Source organism: Pseudomonas sp. 22490 (assembly GCF_052044465.1).
GTDB classification, from domain to species: domain Bacteria; phylum Pseudomonadota; class Gammaproteobacteria; order Pseudomonadales; family Pseudomonadaceae; genus Pseudomonas; species Pseudomonas aeruginosa.
In genome coordinates this window covers 1-17,665 of record NZ_JBQENS010000061.1, presented here as the reverse complement: position 1 = coordinate 17,665, position 17,665 = coordinate 1, and the positions used below count along the sequence as shown (strand labels likewise).

General features: G+C 60.8%; 13 protein-coding genes and 1 tRNA gene. All 14 read left to right on the top strand.

Features of this window, described 5'->3' with window-relative positions:
* Positions 1-1,164 (top strand): elongation factor Tu (gene tuf / locus ACTJJX_RS34130; RefSeq protein WP_019683210.1); only part of this gene is annotated, 1,164 nt, incomplete at its 5' end.
* A gap of 55 nt (positions 1,165-1,219) precedes the next feature.
* Positions 1,220-1,295: transfer RNA gene (locus tag ACTJJX_RS34125), tRNA-Trp, on the top strand.
* 45 nt (positions 1,296-1,340) lie between these two features.
* Positions 1,341-1,709, top strand: a complete 369-nt coding sequence (gene secE / locus ACTJJX_RS34120; protein WP_003108030.1) for a preprotein translocase subunit SecE — start codon at positions 1,341-1,343, stop codon at positions 1,707-1,709.
* A 9-nt stretch (positions 1,710-1,718) separates the two neighbouring features.
* Positions 1,719-2,252, top strand: coding sequence for a transcription termination/antitermination protein NusG (gene nusG, locus ACTJJX_RS34115; protein WP_003108028.1), 534 nt, complete (start codon positions 1,719-1,721; stop codon positions 2,250-2,252).
* A 116-nt stretch (positions 2,253-2,368) separates the two neighbouring features.
* Entirely contained in the window at positions 2,369-2,800 is a 432-nt protein-coding gene (gene rplK / locus ACTJJX_RS34110) for a 50S ribosomal protein L11 (RefSeq protein WP_003093751.1), read from the top strand.
* Positions 2,800-3,495, top strand: coding sequence for a 50S ribosomal protein L1 (gene rplA, locus ACTJJX_RS34105; RefSeq protein WP_003093749.1), 696 nt, complete (start codon positions 2,800-2,802; stop codon positions 3,493-3,495). Before rplK ends, rplA begins: the two co-directional genes overlap by 1 nt.
* A gap of 198 nt (positions 3,496-3,693) precedes the next feature.
* Complete coding sequence (gene rplJ, locus ACTJJX_RS34100) at positions 3,694-4,194, top strand: 50S ribosomal protein L10 (RefSeq protein WP_003093748.1); 501 nt, start codon at positions 3,694-3,696, stop codon at positions 4,192-4,194.
* A gap of 78 nt (positions 4,195-4,272) precedes the next feature.
* Positions 4,273-4,641: a 50S ribosomal protein L7/L12 gene (rplL, locus tag ACTJJX_RS34095; RefSeq protein WP_003093747.1), complete on the top strand. Its 369-nt coding sequence runs from the start codon at positions 4,273-4,275 to the stop codon at positions 4,639-4,641.
* A gap of 221 nt (positions 4,642-4,862) precedes the next feature.
* Positions 4,863-8,936 carry a DNA-directed RNA polymerase subunit beta gene (gene rpoB / locus ACTJJX_RS34090; RefSeq protein WP_003093746.1) on the top strand — a complete coding sequence of 1,358 codons (4,074 nt, stop codon included), beginning with the start codon at positions 4,863-4,865 and terminating at the stop codon, positions 8,934-8,936.
* Positions 8,937-9,001: 65 nt separating this feature from the next.
* The gene (gene rpoC / locus ACTJJX_RS34085) at positions 9,002-13,201 is read left to right on the top strand and encodes a DNA-directed RNA polymerase subunit beta' (protein WP_003093745.1); all 4,200 of its coding nucleotides are present in this window, start codon (positions 9,002-9,004) and stop codon (positions 13,199-13,201) included.
* Positions 13,202-13,352: 151 nt separating this feature from the next.
* Positions 13,353-13,724 (top strand): 30S ribosomal protein S12, encoded by a 372-nt coding sequence (gene rpsL / locus ACTJJX_RS34080; protein ID WP_003093744.1) that lies wholly within the window; start codon positions 13,353-13,355, stop codon positions 13,722-13,724.
* 99 nt (positions 13,725-13,823) lie between these two features.
* A complete protein-coding gene (gene rpsG, locus ACTJJX_RS34075) occupies positions 13,824-14,294 on the top strand; it encodes a 30S ribosomal protein S7 (protein ID WP_003093742.1) in 471 nt (156 codons plus the stop codon).
* A gap of 30 nt (positions 14,295-14,324) precedes the next feature.
* A complete protein-coding gene (gene fusA / locus ACTJJX_RS34070) occupies positions 14,325-16,445 on the top strand; it encodes an elongation factor G (protein ID WP_003093741.1) in 2,121 nt (706 codons plus the stop codon).
* Positions 16,446-16,475: 30 nt separating this feature from the next.
* Positions 16,476-17,665 (top strand): elongation factor Tu (gene tuf / locus ACTJJX_RS34065; protein WP_031634763.1); only part of this gene is annotated, 1,190 nt, incomplete at its 3' end.

The following is a 17,665-nucleotide window of genomic DNA, read 5'->3' as shown; positions in this document are numbered from 1 at the left end:
CCGCACGTCAACGTCGGCACCATCGGTCACGTTGACCATGGCAAGACCACTCTGACCGCTGCACTGACCAAGGTCTGCTCCGACACCTGGGGTGGTTCCGCTCGTGCTTTCGATCAGATCGACAACGCGCCGGAAGAAAAGGCCCGCGGTATCACCATCAACACCTCGCACGTTGAATACGATTCCGCTGTTCGTCACTACGCTCACGTTGACTGCCCCGGTCACGCCGACTACGTGAAGAACATGATCACCGGTGCTGCCCAGATGGACGGCGCGATCCTGGTTTGCTCGGCTGCCGACGGCCCCATGCCGCAGACCCGCGAGCACATCCTGCTGTCCCGCCAGGTAGGCGTTCCCTACATCGTCGTGTTCCTGAACAAGGCCGACATGGTCGACGACGCCGAGCTGCTGGAACTGGTCGAGATGGAAGTTCGCGATCTGCTGAACACCTACGACTTCCCGGGCGACGACACTCCGATCATCATCGGTTCCGCGCTGATGGCGCTGGAAGGCAAGGATGACAACGGCATCGGCGTAAGCGCCGTGCAGAAGCTGGTAGAGACCCTGGACTCTTACATTCCGGAGCCGGTTCGTGCCATCGACCAGCCGTTCCTGATGCCGATCGAAGACGTGTTCTCGATCTCCGGTCGCGGTACCGTGGTAACCGGTCGTGTAGAGCGCGGCATCATCAAGGTCCAGGAAGAAGTGGAAATCGTCGGCATCAAGGCGACCACCAAGACCACCTGCACCGGCGTTGAAATGTTCCGCAAGCTGCTCGACGAAGGTCGTGCTGGTGAGAACGTTGGTATCCTGCTGCGTGGCACCAAGCGTGAAGACGTAGAGCGTGGCCAGGTGCTGGCCAAGCCGGGCACCATCAAGCCGCACACCAAGTTCGAGTGCGAAGTGTACGTGCTGTCCAAGGAAGAAGGTGGTCGTCACACCCCGTTCTTCAAGGGCTACCGTCCGCAGTTCTACTTCCGTACCACTGACGTGACCGGTAACTGCGAGCTGCCGGAAGGCGTAGAGATGGTAATGCCGGGCGACAACATCAAGATGGTTGTCACCCTGATCGCTCCGATCGCCATGGAAGATGGCCTGCGCTTCGCGATCCGCGAAGGCGGCCGTACCGTTGGCGCCGGCGTGGTTGCCAAGATCATCGAATAATATCGGTTGATCTTCCCCTCTCAGGCCGGCATAATGGTCGGCCTGATTTTGCTTCAGGCCAGTAGCTCAATTGGCAGAGCGGCGGTCTCCAAAACCGCAGGTTGGGGGTTCGATTCCCTCCTGGCCTGCCAGATTTCCCAAGTAAATCTGGCTTTTCTTCACGAGATTCCTAACAGATGAATGCCAAGGCAGAAGCCAAAGAATCACGTTTTGATCTCTTGAAATGGCTCTTGGTTGCCGTTCTGGTTGTGGTTGCCGTTGTGGGCAATCAGTACTTTTCGGCTCAACCAATCCTGTATCGCGTTCTCGGTATTCTCGTTCTGGCGGTGATCGCTGCCTTCCTGGCTCTGCAAACGGCCAAGGGGCAGGCCTTCTTTAGTCTTGCTAAGGAAGCGCGCGTCGAGATTCGCAAGGTCGTATGGCCGAGTCGTCAAGAAACAACTCAGACCACGCTGATCGTGGTCGCGGTAGTGCTGGTAATGGCGCTGCTGCTGTGGGGGCTCGATTCCCTGCTGGGTTGGTTGGTTTCCATGATTGTAGGTTAAGGGTGCGCCGTGGCTAAGCGTTGGTACGTTGTGCATGCATACTCGGGCTACGAGAAGCATGTCATGCGCTCGCTGATCGAGCGTGTCAAGCTTGCTGGCATGGAAGAAGAGTTCGGCGAGATTCTGGTTCCCACCGAAGAAGTGGTGGAGATGCGGAACGGCCAGAAGCGCAAGAGCGAGCGCAAATTCTTCCCTGGCTATGTGCTGGTTCAGATGGAAATGAACGAAGGTACCTGGCACCTGGTGAAGGATACCCCGCGTGTCATGGGCTTCATCGGCGGGACTGCCGACAAGCCGGCTCCGATCACCGATCGTGAGGCTGATGCAATCCTGCGTCGCGTGGCCGATAGCGGCGACAAGCCCAAGCCGAAGACCCTGTTCGAGCCGGGTGAGACCGTTCGTGTCATCGATGGTCCTTTCGCCGACTTCAATGGTGTCGTCGAAGAAGTTAACTACGAGAAGAGCCGGATCCAAGTGGCCGTGCTCATCTTTGGCCGCTCTACCCCGGTGGAGCTGGAGTTCAGTCAGGTCGAAAAGGTCTAACTGAAAACGCATCCCTCACCCCGCAGCCCAAGGCTGCGGGGTTTTGTCGTCACTGGGATAAACGCGAAAGCAACCGGGGAGCCTTCAGGCGCTTGTACCCGAATTTGGAGTAGCAAATGGCTAAGAAAATCCAGGCTTATATCAAGCTGCAAGTAAAGGCCGGTCAGGCCAACCCGTCGCCGCCGGTCGGCCCTGCCCTGGGTCAGCACGGCGTGAACATCATGGAATTCTGCAAGGCGTTCAACGCCAAGACCCAAGGCCAAGAGCCGGGCCTGCCGACTCCTGTGATCATCACCGTTTACAGCGACCGTAGCTTCACCTTCGAAACCAAGAGCACCCCGGCTGCCGTCCTGCTGAAAAAAGCAGCTGGCATCACCAGCGGCTCCGCTCGTCCGAACTCCCAGAAAGTCGGCACCGTTACCCGTGCCCAGCTGGAAGAGATCGCCAAGACCAAGCAGGCTGACCTGACCGCTGCTGATCTGGACGCTGCTGTACGTACCATCGCTGGCTCCGCGCGCAGCATGGGCCTGAACGTGGAGGGTGTGTAATGGCTAAGCTGACCAAGCGCCAGAAGGCGATTGCCGAGAAAGTAGTTGCCGGCAAGCAGTACAGCTTCGAAGAGGCCGCCAAGCTGCTGGCCGAGCTGTCCACCATCAAGTTCAAGGAGTCCGTGGACGTTGCCGTGAACCTCGGCGTCGATCCGCGTAAATCCGACCAGGTCGTTCGTGGCGCCACCGTCCTGCCGAACGGCACCGGCAAGAGCGTCCGCGTTGCCGTCTTCACCCAAGGTCCGGCTGCCGAAGCCGCTCTGGCTGCCGGCGCCGACAAGGTGGGTATGGACGAGCTGGCTGCCGAAATGAAAGGCGGCGACCTGAACTACGACGTCGTCATCGCTTCCCCGGATGCCATGCGTGTCGTCGGTCAGCTGGGCCAGATCCTCGGCCCGCGTGGTCTGATGCCGAACCCGAAAGTCGGCACCGTGACTCCGGACGTCGCTACCGCCGTGAAGAATGCCAAGGCTGGTCAGGTACGTTTCCGTACCGACAAGAACGGCATCATCCACAGCTCCGTCGGTAAGGTCGATTTCGAGCCGGCCAAGCTGCAGCAGAACGTTGAAGCGCTGCTGGCCGACCTGAAGCGCCTGAAGCCGTCCTCGTCGAAAGGCGTGTACGTCAAGCGCGTGACCCTGAGCACCACCATGGGTCCGGGCCTGCAGATCGACCTGGCTTCCCTGGAAGCCTAAGTGAAATCGTGCAGCGGGTTCTGCCCGCTGCACAGGTATTGGGGTCCCTGCCTGGCGGGGGCTATCCAAGACCGTAGGTGGCGCAAGCCTTAAACCACAAGCCTACGCAGATGGTGCTCCCGATTCGGTTACCGAATCAGACACCAAAACGACGTCCGGCCCCGGCTGGACGAAACGGTAACATCCAGGAGTAAACCCGTGGCAATTAAACTCGAAGACAAGAAGGCCATCGTCGCTGAAGTCAACGAGGCTGCCAAAGCTGCCCTGTCCGCTGTCGTGGCCGATGCCCGTGGCGTGACCGTAGGCGCCATGACCGGACTCCGTAAAGAGGCCCGCGAAGCTGGTGTGTACGTGAAAGTCGTACGTAACACCCTGCTCAAGCGCGCCGTTGAAGGCACCCAGTTCGACGTGCTCAACGACGTGTTCAAAGGCCCGACCCTGATCGCTTTCTCCAACGAACATCCGGGCGCTGCCGCTCGTATCTTCCGTGAGTTCGCCAAGGGTCAGGACAAGTTCGAGATCAAGGCGGCTGCCTTCGAGGGTCAGTTCCTCGCAGCCAATCAGATCGACGTACTGGCAAGCCTGCCGACCTACGACGAAGCCGTATCGCAGCTGATGAGCGTGATTCAAGGCGCTACCAGCAAGCTGGCTCGTACTCTGGCGGCCATTCGCGACCAGAAAGAAGCTGCTGCCGCCTAAGTCGGCTCGCAAGCGCTTTCAATCTTATTTGTTTAATACGATGGCCGCAGGCCGTCCCCCAATACAGGAATTAGAGTCATGGCTCTGACCAACGAAGACATCATCAACGCCGTATCCGAAATGTCCGTCATGCAAGTGGTCGAACTGATCAAGGCGATGGAAGAGAAGTTCGGCGTTACCGCTGCTGCCGCTACCGTTGCCGCTGCTGGCCCGGCTGCTGCCGCTGCCGAAGAGCAGACCGAGTTCACCATCGTCCTGGCCGAAGCTGGCGACAAGAAAGTGAACGTGATCAAGGTCGTTCGCGAACTGACCGGTCTGGGTCTGAAAGAAGCCAAGGCCGTCGTAGACGGCGCTCCGGGCGTGGTGAAGGAAGGCGCTTCGAAAGAAGAAGCCGAAGCCGCCAAGAAAGCCCTGGAAGAAGCAGGCGCCAAAGTCGAGCTCAAGTAAGCGACGACCTTGCGTCTACAGCCCGAGCGTCAAGCGAAAGGCTGATGGCTGGTGGCTTTTGCCACCGGCCTTTTTCCGTTCTGGGTGGACTCGCCTCGGGCGTTCCACCCAAGACGTGAAAGTGCCCCGAGTGGGCAATGCAGGCCAAGGGGTCTGCAAGATTTTCCGGCTGCTCCCGTCGGAGACGCCAAACAAGCAGGTGACCAAGCTGGGGAACGCTGATGGCTTACTCATACACTGAGAAAAAACGTATCCGCAAGGACTTTAGCAAGTTGCCGGACGTCATGGATGTGCCGTATTTGCTGGCCATCCAGCTGGATTCCTATCGCGAATTCCTGCAGGCTGGCGCAACCAAGGAGCAGTTCCGCGATATCGGTCTGCACGCGGCCTTCAAGTCCGTTTTCCCGATTATCAGCTATTCCGGCAATGCTGCCCTGGAATACGTCGGCTACCGTCTGGGTGAGCCGGCATTCGATGTCAAGGAGTGCGTGCTGCGCGGCGTGACCTTCGCCGTACCGCTGCGCGTGAAAGTTCGCCTGATCATCTTCGACCGCGAGTCGTCGAACAAGGCGATCAAGGACATCAAGGAACAAGAAGTCTACATGGGGGAAATCCCCCTGATGACCGAGAACGGTACCTTCATCATCAACGGTACCGAGCGTGTCATCGTCTCCCAGCTGCACCGTTCCCCGGGCGTGTTCTTCGACCACGACCGTGGCAAGACCCACAGCTCCGGCAAGCTGCTGTACTCCGCGCGGATCATTCCTTACCGCGGTTCCTGGCTGGACTTCGAGTTCGATCCGAAGGACTGCGTGTTCGTCCGTATCGACCGTCGCCGCAAGCTGCCGGCCTCGGTACTGCTGCGCGCGCTCGGCTACAGCACCGAAGAGATCCTCAACGCCTTCTACGCGACCAACGTCTTCCACATCAAGGGCGAGACCCTGAATCTGGAACTGGTCCCGCAGCGCCTGCGCGGTGAAGTCGCGAGCATCGACATCAAGGATGGCAGCGGCAAGGTGATCGTGGAGCAGGGGCGTCGTATCACTGCCCGCCACATCAACCAGCTGGAAAAGGCTGGCGTGAGCCAGCTGGAAGTGCCGTTCGACTACCTGATCGGCCGTACCATCGCCAAGGCGATCGTGCATCCGGCTACCGGCGAGATCATCGCCGAGTGCAACACCGAGCTGACCCTCGACCTCCTGGCCAAGGTGGCCAAGGCCCAGGTCGTGCGCATCGAGACCCTGTACACCAACGACATCGACTGCGGTCCGTTCATCTCCGACACCCTGAAGATCGACAACACCAGCAACCAGTTGGAAGCCCTGGTCGAGATCTACCGGATGATGCGTCCGGGCGAGCCGCCGACCAAGGAAGCTGCCGAGACCCTGTTCGGCAACCTGTTCTTCAGCGCCGAGCGTTACGACCTGTCGGCCGTAGGCCGGATGAAGTTCAACCGCCGTATCGGTCGTACCGAGATCGAAGGTCCCGGCGTCCTGAGCAAGGAAGACATCATCGATGTGCTCAAGACCCTCGTCGACATCCGTAACGGCAAGGGCATCGTCGATGACATCGACCACCTGGGCAACCGTCGCGTCCGTTGCGTCGGCGAAATGGCCGAAAACCAGTTCCGCGTGGGCCTGGTGCGTGTCGAGCGCGCGGTCAAGGAACGCCTGTCCATGGCCGAAAGCGAAGGCCTGATGCCGCAGGACCTGATCAACGCCAAGCCGGTGGCTGCCGCGATCAAGGAGTTCTTCGGTTCGAGCCAGCTGTCGCAGTTCATGGACCAGAACAACCCGCTTTCCGAGATCACCCACAAGCGCCGCGTCTCCGCGCTCGGCCCGGGCGGTCTGACCCGTGAGCGTGCGGGCTTCGAGGTTCGTGACGTACACCCGACCCACTACGGCCGCGTGTGCCCGATCGAAACCCCTGAAGGTCCGAACATCGGTCTGATCAACTCCCTGGCGACCTACGCCCGCACCAACAAGTACGGCTTCCTCGAGAGCCCGTACCGCGTGGTCAAGGACAGCCTGGTAACCGACGAGATCGTGTTCCTGTCGGCGATCGAAGAAGCCGACCACGTCATCGCCCAGGCTTCGGCGACCCTCAACGAGAAGGGTCAACTGGTGGACGAGCTGGTGGCCGTGCGTCACCTGAACGAATTCACCGTGAAGGCGCCGGAAGACGTGACCCTGATGGACGTGTCGCCGAAGCAGGTCGTTTCCGTCGCTGCCTCGCTGATTCCGTTCCTCGAGCACGATGACGCCAACCGCGCACTCATGGGCTCGAACATGCAGCGTCAGGCCGTGCCGACCCTGCGTGCCGACAAGCCGCTGGTGGGTACCGGCATGGAGCGCAACGTGGCGCGCGACTCCGGCGTCTGCGTCGTGGCTCGCCGTGGCGGTGTGATCGACTCGGTCGATGCCAGCCGTGTCGTGGTTCGCGTGGCGGATGACGAAGTCGAGACCGGCGAAGCGGGTGTCGACATCTACAACCTGACCAAGTACACCCGTTCCAACCAGAACACCTGCATCAACCAGCGTCCGCTGGTGAGCAAGGGTGACGTGGTCGCGCGCGGCGACATCCTGGCCGACGGTCCGTCCACCGACATGGGCGAACTGGCCCTGGGCCAGAACATGCGCGTAGCGTTCATGCCCTGGAACGGCTTCAACTTCGAAGACTCCATCTGCCTGTCCGAGCGCGTGGTCCAGGAAGATCGTTTCACCACGATCCACATCCAGGAACTGACCTGCGTCGCTCGTGACACCAAGCTCGGCCCAGAGGAAATCACCGCGGACATCCCGAACGTGGGCGAGGCCGCGCTGAACAAGCTGGACGAAGCCGGTATCGTCTACGTCGGCGCCGAAGTGCAGGCCGGCGACATCCTGGTCGGCAAGGTCACTCCGAAAGGCGAGACCCAGTTGACTCCGGAAGAGAAGCTGCTGCGCGCGATCTTCGGTGAGAAGGCGTCCGACGTGAAGGACACCTCCCTGCGTGTGCCGACCGGCACCAAGGGTACCGTCATCGACGTTCAGGTCTTCACCCGCGACGGCGTCGAGCGCGATTCCCGCGCGCTGTCCATCGAGAAGATGCAACTCGACCAGATCCGCAAGGACCTGAACGAAGAGTTCCGCATCGTCGAAGGCGCGACCTTCGAGCGTCTGCGTGCCGCCCTGGTCGGTGCCAAGGCTGAAGGTGGCCCGGCGCTGAAGAAGGGCACGGAGATCACCGACGACTACCTCGACGGTCTCGAGCGCGGCCAGTGGTTCAAGCTGCGCATGGCCGACGACGCCCTGAACGAACAGCTGGAGAAGGCCCAGGCCTACATCAGCGATCGTCGCCAGCTCCTGGACGACAAGTTCGAGGACAAGAAGCGCAAGCTGCAGCAGGGCGACGACCTGGCTCCGGGCGTGCTGAAGATCGTCAAGGTCTACCTGGCGATCAAGCGTCGCATCCAGCCGGGCGACAAGATGGCCGGCCGTCACGGTAACAAGGGTGTGGTCTCGGTGATCATGCCGGTGGAAGACATGCCGCACGATGCCAACGGCACCCCGGTCGACATCGTCCTCAACCCGCTGGGCGTACCGTCGCGTATGAACGTCGGTCAGATCCTCGAAACCCACCTGGGCCTCGCGGCCAAGGGGCTGGGCGAGAAGATCAACCGCATGCTCGAAGAGCAGCGCAAGGTCGCCGAACTGCGTAAGTTCCTGCACGAGATCTACAACGAGATCGGCGGTCGCGAGGAAAACCTCGACGAGCTGGGCGACAACGAGATCCTCGCGCTGGCCAAGAACCTGCGCGGTGGCGTACCGATGGCGACCCCGGTGTTCGATGGCGCCAAGGAACGCGAGATCAAGGCCATGCTGAAGCTGGCCGACCTGCCGGAAAGCGGCCAGATGCGTCTGTTCGACGGCCGTACCGGCAACCAGTTCGAGCGTCCGACCACCGTCGGCTACATGTACATGCTCAAGCTGAACCACCTGGTGGACGACAAGATGCACGCCCGTTCCACCGGCTCGTACAGCCTGGTTACCCAGCAGCCGCTGGGTGGTAAGGCACAGTTCGGTGGTCAGCGCTTCGGTGAGATGGAGGTGTGGGCGCTGGAAGCCTATGGCGCGGCGTACACCCTGCAGGAAATGCTGACGGTCAAGTCGGACGACGTGAACGGCCGGACCAAGATGTACAAGAACATCGTGGACGGCGATCACCGCATGGAGGCCGGCATGCCCGAGTCCTTCAACGTTCTGATCAAAGAGATCCGTTCGCTCGGCATCGACATCGAACTGGAAACCGAATAACACGTGACGCTAGACGGTGCGGCTGGTCAAGGCCGGTCGCACCGGGTCCGTGAGGAGGAAAGGCCTTGAAAGACTTGCTTAATCTGTTGAAAAACCAGGGTCAAATCGAAGAGTTCGATGCCATCCGTATTGGCCTGGCTTCGCCCGAGATGATTCGTTCCTGGTCTTTCGGCGAAGTTAAAAAGCCGGAAACCATCAACTACCGTACCTTCAAGCCGGAGCGCGACGGCCTGTTCTGCGCCAAGATCTTCGGCCCGGTGAAGGACTACGAGTGCCTGTGCGGCAAGTACAAGCGCCTCAAGCACCGCGGTGTGATCTGCGAGAAGTGCGGCGTGGAAGTCGCCCTGGCCAAGGTGCGCCGCGAGCGCATGGGCCACATCGAGCTGGCTTCGCCGGTTGCCCACATCTGGTTCCTGAAGTCGCTGCCGTCCCGTATCGGCCTGCTGCTGGACATGACCCTGCGCGATATCGAGCGCGTGCTCTATTTCGAGAGCTACGTGGTGATCGATCCGGGCATGACCACCCTGGAAAAGGGCCAGCTGCTGAACGACGAGCAATACTTCGAGGCCCTCGAAGAGTTCGGTGACGATTTCGATGCTCGCATGGGCGCCGAAGCCGTTCACGAACTGCTCAACGCCATCGACCTGGAGCACGAGATCGGCCGCCTGCGCGAAGAGATTCCGCAGACCAACTCGGAAACCAAGATCAAGAAGCTGTCCAAGCGCCTGAAGCTGATGGAAGCCTTCCAGGGCTCCGGCAACAAGCCTGAGTGGATGGTCCTGACCGTCCTGCCGGTGCTGCCGCCGGACCTGCGTCCGCTGGTTCCGCTGGATGGCGGTCGCTTCGCGACTTCCGACCTGAACGACCTGTATCGTCGGGTGATCAACCGTAACAACCGTCTGAAGCGCCTGCTCGACCTGGCTGCTCCGGACATCATCGTGCGCAACGAAAAGCGCATGCTGCAGGAAGCCGTCGACGCCCTGCTCGACAACGGCCGTCGCGGTCGCGCCATCACCGGCTCGAACAAGCGTCCGCTGAAGTCGCTGGCCGACATGATCAAGGGCAAGCAAGGTCGCTTCCGTCAGAACCTGCTCGGCAAGCGCGTGGACTACTCCGGTCGTTCCGTGATCACCGTGGGCCCGACCCTGCGCCTGCACCAGTGCGGTCTGCCGAAGAAGATGGCCCTGGAGCTGTTCAAGCCGTTCATTTTCGGCAAGCTGGAAGGTCGTGGTATGGCCACCACCATCAAGGCCGCCAAGAAAATGGTCGAGCGCGAGCTGCCCGAGGTCTGGGACGTTCTCGCCGAAGTCATCCGCGAGCATCCGGTTCTCCTGAACCGTGCGCCGACCCTGCACCGTCTGGGCATCCAGGCGTTCGAGCCGGTCCTCATCGAAGGCAAGGCGATCCAGCTGCACCCGCTGGTCTGCGCCGCGTACAACGCCGACTTCGACGGTGACCAGATGGCCGTCCACGTTCCGCTGACCCTCGAGGCCCAGCTGGAAGCGCGCGCGCTGATGATGTCCACCAACAACATCCTGTCGCCCGCCAACGGCGAGCCGATCATCGTTCCGTCGCAGGACGTGGTAATGGGTCTGTACTACATGACCCGTGAAGCGATCAACGCGAAGGGCGAGGGCATGGCCTTCGCCGACCTGCAGGAAGTCGACCGCGCCTACCGCAGCGGCCAGGCGTCCCTGCACGCTCGCGTGAAAGTGCGCATCAACGAAAAGATCAAGGGTGAAGACGGCCAACTGACCGCCAATACCCGTATCGTCGACACCACCGTCGGCCGCGCGCTGCTGTTCCAGGTCGTTCCGGCCGGCCTGCCGTTCGACGTGGTCAACCAGTCGATGAAGAAGAAGGCGATCTCCAAGCTGATCAACCACTGCTATCGCGTGGTGGGTCTGAAGGACACCGTCATCTTCGCCGACCAGCTGATGTACACCGGTTTCGCCTACTCGACCATTTCCGGCGTGTCCATCGGCGTCAACGACTTCGTCATCCCGGACGAGAAGGCGCGGATCATCAACGCCGCCACCGACGAAGTGAAGGAGATCGAGAGCCAGTACGCCTCCGGCCTGGTAACCCAGGGCGAGAAGTACAACAAGGTGATCGACCTGTGGTCGAAGGCCAACGACGAAGTGTCCAAGGCGATGATGGCCAACCTCTCGAAAGAGAAGGTCGTCGATCGCGAGGGCAAGGAAGTCGACCAGGAGTCCTTCAACTCCATGTACATGATGGCTGACTCGGGTGCGCGGGGCTCCGCGGCCCAGATCCGTCAGCTGGCAGGTATGCGCGGCCTGATGGCCAAGCCGGACGGCTCGATCATCGAGACCCCGATCACCGCGAACTTCCGGGAAGGCCTGAACGTACTCCAGTACTTCATCTCCACCCACGGTGCTCGTAAGGGTCTGGCGGATACCGCGCTGAAGACCGCGAACTCCGGTTACCTGACCCGTCGTCTGGTCGACGTGGCCCAGGATCTGGTAGTGACCGAGATCGATTGCGGTACCGAGCACGGCCTGCTGATGTCGCCGCACATCGAAGGCGGCGACGTGGTAGAACCGCTCGGCGAGCGCGTGCTCGGCCGTGTGATCGCGCGCGACGTGTTCAAGCCGGGCAGCGACGAGGTCATCGTGCCGGCCGGCACCCTGATCGACGAGAAGTGGGTCGACTTCCTCGAAGTGATGAGCGTCGACGAAGTGGTGGTGCGTTCCCCGATCACCTGCGAAACCCGTCATGGCATCTGCGCCATGTGCTACGGCCGCGACCTGGCCCGTGGCCATCGCGTCAACATCGGCGAGGCGGTCGGTGTCATCGCTGCCCAGTCCATCGGTGAGCCGGGCACCCAGCTGACCATGCGTACCTTCCACATCGGCGGTGCGGCCAGCCGGACCTCCGCGGCCGACAACGTCCAGGTGAAGAACGGCGGCACCATCCGCCTGCACAACCTGAAGCATGTGGTTCGTGCCGACGGCGCGCTGGTCGCGGTTTCCCGTTCCGGCGAACTGGCGGTTGCCGACGACTTCGGTCGCGAGCGCGAGCGCTACAAGCTGCCGTACGGCGCGGTGATCTCGGTCAAGGAAGGTGACAAGGTCGACCCGGGCGCTATCGTCGCCAAGTGGGACCCGCACACCCACCCGATCGTCACCGAGGTGGACGGTACCGTGGCCTTCGTGGGCATGGAAGAGGGCATCACCGTCAAGCGTCAGACCGACGAACTGACCGGCCTGACCAACATCGAAGTGATGGATCCGAAGGACCGTCCGGCTGCCGGCAAGGACATCCGTCCGGCCGTGAAGCTGATCGATGCCGCGGGCAAGGACCTGCTGCTGCCGGGTACCGACGTACCGGCGCAGTACTTCCTGCCGGCCAACGCCCTGGTCAACCTGACCGACGGCGCCAAGGTGAGCATCGGTGACGTTGTCGCGCGTATCCCGCAGGAAACCTCGAAGACCCGTGACATCACCGGTGGTCTGCCGCGCGTTGCCGACCTGTTCGAGGCTCGTCGTCCGAAAGAGCCTTCGATCCTGGCGGAAATCAGCGGCACCATCTCCTTCGGCAAGGAGACCAAGGGCAAGCGCCGCCTGGTCATCACGCCGAACGATGGCAGCGATCCGTACGAGGAGCTGATTCCGAAGTGGCGTCACCTGAACGTGTTCGAAGGCGAACAGGTGAACCGCGGCGAAGTCATCTCCGACGGTCCGAGCAACCCGCACGACATCCTGCGCCTGCTGGGCGTGAGCTCGCTGGCGAAGTACATCGTCAACGAGATCCAGGACGTCTACCGTCTGCAGGGCGTGAAGATCAACGACAAGCACATCGAGACCATCCTGCGTCAGATGCTGCGCAAGGTCGAAGTCAGCGAGTCCGGCGACTCCAGCTTCATCAAAGGCGACCAGGTGGAACTCACCCAGGTGCTGGAAGAGAACGAACAGCTCGGTACCGAGGACAAGTTCCCGGCCAAGTACGAGCGCGTTCTGCTGGGTATCACCAAGGCTTCCCTGTCGACCGAGTCGTTCATTTCCGCGGCGTCGTTCCAGGAGACCACCCGCGTCCTCACCGAGGCGGCGGTCACCGGCAAGCGCGACTTCCTGCGTGGTCTGAAAGAGAACGTGGTCGTGGGTCGCCTGATCCCGGCCGGTACCGGTCTGGCTTACCACAGCGAGCGCAAGCGTCAGCGCGACCTCGGCAAGCCGCAGCGTGTGAGTGCCAGCGAGGCGGAAGCCGCACTGACCGAAGCGCTGAACTCGAGCGGTAACTAAGCATCAACGACAAGCCCCGGCTATCCCGATAGCCGGGGCTTTGTCTTGACGGTGTACAAGAACCTCTTTACTATTTTGTACCCCGAAAATTGGCAGGGCGCATGCTCTGTCATTTCGTTTGTGTGTCGTAAGACAATCAGTGGAGCTATAGATGGCAACTATCAACCAGCTGGTGCGTAAGCCGCGCAAGCGCATGGTCGACAAGAGCGACGTGCCTGCGCTGCAGAACTGCCCGCAACGTCGTGGCGTATGCACCCGCGTATACACCACCACGCCGAAAAAGCCGAACTCGGCACTGCGTAAGGTATGCCGTGTACGTCTGACCAACGGTTTCGAGGTTTCCTCGTACATCGGTGGTGAAGGTCACAACCTGCAAGAGCACAGCGTAGTGCTGATCCGTGGCGGTCGTGTAAAGGACCTTCCGGGTGTGCGTTACCACACCGTGCGCGGTTCGCTGGACACCTCGGGTGTCAAAGACCGTAAGCAGGGTCGTTCGAAGTACGGCGCCAAGCGTCCGAAGTAATAGCGTTTTTATATTTATCTGAGTCGATAAGAGTAAGGTCGGGCGTAACTTGACTGTTATGGTCCCGGGCTAACCTGAAGACCGTTTGAGGGCTTATCAATGCCAAGACGTCGTGTAGCGGCCAAGCGTGAAGTGCTGGCTGATCCGAAATACGGAAGCCAGATCCTGGCCAAGTTCATGAACCACGTGATGGAAAGCGGCAAGAAAGCCGTTGCCGAGCGTATCGTTTACGGTGCGCTGGACAAGGTGAAGGAACGCGGCAAGGCCGATCCCCTGGAAACCTTCGAAAAAGCTCTCGATGCCATCGCTCCGCTGGTCGAAGTGAAGTCCCGCCGCGTAGGTGGTGCGACTTACCAGGTTCCGGTCGAAGTCCGTCCGTCCCGTCGTAATGCCCTGGCCATGCGTTGGCTGGTGGACTTCGCCCGCAAGCGTGGCGAGAAGTCCATGGCTCTGCGCCTGGCTGGCGAGCTGCTGGATGCCGCTGAAGGCAAGGGCGCAGCAGTCAAGAAGCGTGAAGACGTGCACCGTATGGCAGAGGCCAACAAGGCCTTCTCGCACTACCGGTTCTAATCGCGCTGCCCAACCCCCGAGGACCTTATTGTGGCCCGTACTACACCCATCAACCGCTACCGTAATATCGGTATCTGTGCCCACGTTGACGCGGGCAAGACCACCACCACGGAGCGGGTTCTGTTCTATACCGGCGTCAACCACAAGCTGGGCGAAGTGCATGACGGCGCTGCGACCACCGACTGGATGGTGCAGGAGCAGGAGCGCGGTATCACCATTACCTCCGCTGCCGTTACCACCTTCTGGAAGGGCTCGCGCGGTCAGTACGACAACTATCGCGTAAACGTCATCGACACCCCCGGCCACGTAGACTTCACCATCGAGGTGGAGCGTTCCCTGCGTGTACTGGATGGCGCTGTCGTGGTGTTCTGTGGCACCTCCGGCGTAGAGCCGCAGTCGGAAACCGTATGGCGTCAGGCCAACAAGTACGGCGTACCGCGCATCGTCTACGTCAACAAGATGGACCGCCAGGGCGCGAACTTCCTGCGCGTCGTCGAGCAGATCAAGAAGCGCCTGGGTCATACCCCGGTTCCGGTCCAGCTCGCCATCGGCGCTGAAGAGAACTTCGTCGGTCAGGTCGACCTGATCAAGATGAAGGCCATCTACTGGAACGATGACGACAAGGGCATGACCTACCGCGAGGAAGAAATTCCTGCGGAGCTCAAGGACCTGGCCGAAGAGTGGCGTTCCAGCATGGTCGAGGCTGCGGCCGAAGCCAATGAAGAGCTGATGAACAAGTACCTCGAAGAGGGCGAGCTCTCCGAAGCCGAGATCAAGGAAGGCCTGCGTCTGCGCACCCTGGCGTGCGAGATCGTTCCGGCCGTCTGCGGTTCCTCGTTCAAGAACAAGGGCGTTCCGCTGGTTCTCGATGCCGTCATCGACTACCTCCCGGCTCCGACCGAGATCCCTGCGATCAAGGGCGTCAGCCCGGACGACGAGACCGTCGAAGACGAGCGTCATGCCGACGACAACGAACCGTTCTCGTCCCTGGCGTTCAAGATCGCTACCGACCCGTTCGTCGGTACCCTGACCTTCGCCCGCGTTTACTCCGGCGTCCTGAGTTCCGGCGACTCCGTCCTGAACTCGGTGAAAGGCAAGAAAGAGCGCGTCGGTCGGATGGTGCAGATGCACGCCAACCAGCGTGAAGAGATCAAGGAAGTGCGCGCAGGCGACATCGCTGCCCTGATCGGCATGAAGGACGTCACCACCGGTGACACCCTGTGCTCGATCGAGAAGCCGATCATCCTCGAGCGCATGGACTTCCCCGAGCCGGTAATCTCGGTCGCTGTAGAGCCGAAGACCAAGGCTGACCAGGAGAAGATGGGTATCGCCCTCGGCAAGCTGGCCCAGGAAGACCCGTCGTTCCGTGTCAAGACCGACGAAGAGTCCGGTCAGACCATCATCTCCGGCATGGGCGAGCTGCACCTGGACATCATCGTCGACCGCATGAAGCGCGAGTTCGGCGTTGAGGCCAACATCGGCAAGCCGCAGGTTGCCTACCGTGAGACCATCACCAAGGACAACGTGGAGATCGAAGGCAAGTTCGTTCGCCAGTCCGGTGGTCGCGGTCAGTTCGGTCATTGCTGGATCCGTTTCTCGGCCGCGGACGTGGACGAGAAGGGCAACATCACCGAAGGCCTGGTGTTCGAGAACGAAGTCGTGGGCGGTGTGGTTCCGAAGGAATACATCCCGGCGATCCAGAAGGGTATCGAAGAGCAGATGAAGAACGGCGTCGTTGCCGGCTATCCGCTCATCGGCCTGAAGGCTACCGTTTTCGATGGTTCCTACCATGACGTCGACTCCAACGAGATGGCGTTCAAGATCGCTGCTTCCATGGCGACCAAGCAGCTGGCCCAGAAGGGCGGCGGCAAGGTGCTCGAGCCGATCATGAAGGTAGAGGTGGTGACTCCTGAGGACTACATGGGTGACGTGATGGGCGACCTGAACCGTCGTCGTGGTCTGATTCAGGGGATGGAGGACACGGTTTCCGGTAAGGTTATTCGTGCCGAGGTTCCGCTGGGTGAGATGTTCGGTTATGCGACCGACGTGCGTTCCATGTCCCAGGGTCGCGCGAGCTACTCCATGGAATTCTCCAAATACGCCGAAGCTCCGTCGAACATCGTCGAAGCGCTGGTTAAAAAACAAGGTTGATTCAGCCCTTTAAGTAAGAGGTTTACTGTCGTGGCTAAGGAAAAATTCGAACGTAACAAACCGCACGTCAACGTCGGCACCATCGGTCACGTTGACCATGGCAAGACCACTCTGACCGCTGCACTGACCAAGGTCTGCTCCGACACCTGGGGTGGTTCCGCTCGTGCTTTCGATCAGATCGACAACGCGCCGGAAGAAAAGGCCCGCGGTATCACCATCAACACCTCGCACGTTGAATACGATTCCGCTGTTCGTCACTACGCTCACGTTGACTGCCCCGGTCACGCCGACTACGTGAAGAACATGATCACCGGTGCTGCCCAGATGGACGGCGCGATCCTGGTTTGCTCGGCTGCCGACGGCCCCATGCCGCAGACCCGCGAGCACATCCTGCTGTCCCGCCAGGTAGGCGTTCCCTACATCGTCGTGTTCCTGAACAAGGCCGACATGGTCGACGACGCCGAGCTGCTGGAACTGGTCGAGATGGAAGTTCGCGATCTGCTGAACACCTACGACTTCCCGGGCGACGACACTCCGATCATCATCGGTTCCGCGCTGATGGCGCTGGAAGGCAAGGATGACAACGGCATCGGCGTAAGCGCCGTGCAGAAGCTGGTAGAGACCCTGGACTCTTACATTCCGGAGCCGGTTCGTGCCATCGACCAGCCGTTCCTGATGCCGATCGAAGACGTGTTCTCGATCTCCGGTCGCGGTACCGTGGTAACCGGTCGTGTAGAGCGCGGCATCATCAAGGTCCAGGAAGAAGTGGAAATCGTCGGCATCAAGGCGACCACCAAGACCACCTGCACCGGCGTTGAAATGTTCCGCAAGCTGCTCGACGAAGGTCGTGCTGGTGAGAACGTTGGTATCCTGCTGCGTGGCACCAAGCGTGAAGACGTAGAGCGTGGCCAGGTGCTGGCCAAGCCGGGCACCATCAAGCCGCACACCAAGTTCGAGTGCGAAGTGTACGTGCTGTCCAAGGAAGAAGGTGGTCGTCACACCCCGTTCTTCAAGGGCTACCGTCCGCAGTTCTACTTCCGTACCACTGACGTGACCGGTAACTGCGAGCTGCCGGAAGGCGTAGAGATGGTAATGCCGGGCGACAACATCAAGATGGTTGTCACCCTGATCGCTCCGATCGCCATGGAAGATGGCCTGCGCTTCGCGATCCGCGAAGGCGGCCGTACCGTTGGCGCCGGCGTGGTTGCCAAGATCATCGA

Excerpts from the sequence above, each read along its gene's own strand:
- secE (WP_003108030.1), top strand. The coding sequence starts at position 1,341 with ATGAATGCCAAGGCAGAAGCCAAAGAATCACGTTTTGATCTCTTGAAA.
- rplK (WP_003093751.1), top strand. The coding sequence starts at position 2,369 with ATGGCTAAGAAAATCCAGGCTTATATCAAGCTGCAAGTAAAGGCCGGT.
- rplA (WP_003093749.1), top strand. The coding sequence starts at position 2,800 with ATGGCTAAGCTGACCAAGCGCCAGAAGGCGATTGCCGAGAAAGTAGTT.
- rplL (WP_003093747.1), top strand. The coding sequence starts at position 4,273 with ATGGCTCTGACCAACGAAGACATCATCAACGCCGTATCCGAAATGTCC.
- rpoB (WP_003093746.1), top strand. The coding sequence starts at position 4,863 with ATGGCTTACTCATACACTGAGAAAAAACGTATCCGCAAGGACTTTAGC.
- rpsL (WP_003093744.1), top strand. The coding sequence starts at position 13,353 with ATGGCAACTATCAACCAGCTGGTGCGTAAGCCGCGCAAGCGCATGGTC.
- rpsG (WP_003093742.1), top strand. The coding sequence starts at position 13,824 with ATGCCAAGACGTCGTGTAGCGGCCAAGCGTGAAGTGCTGGCTGATCCG.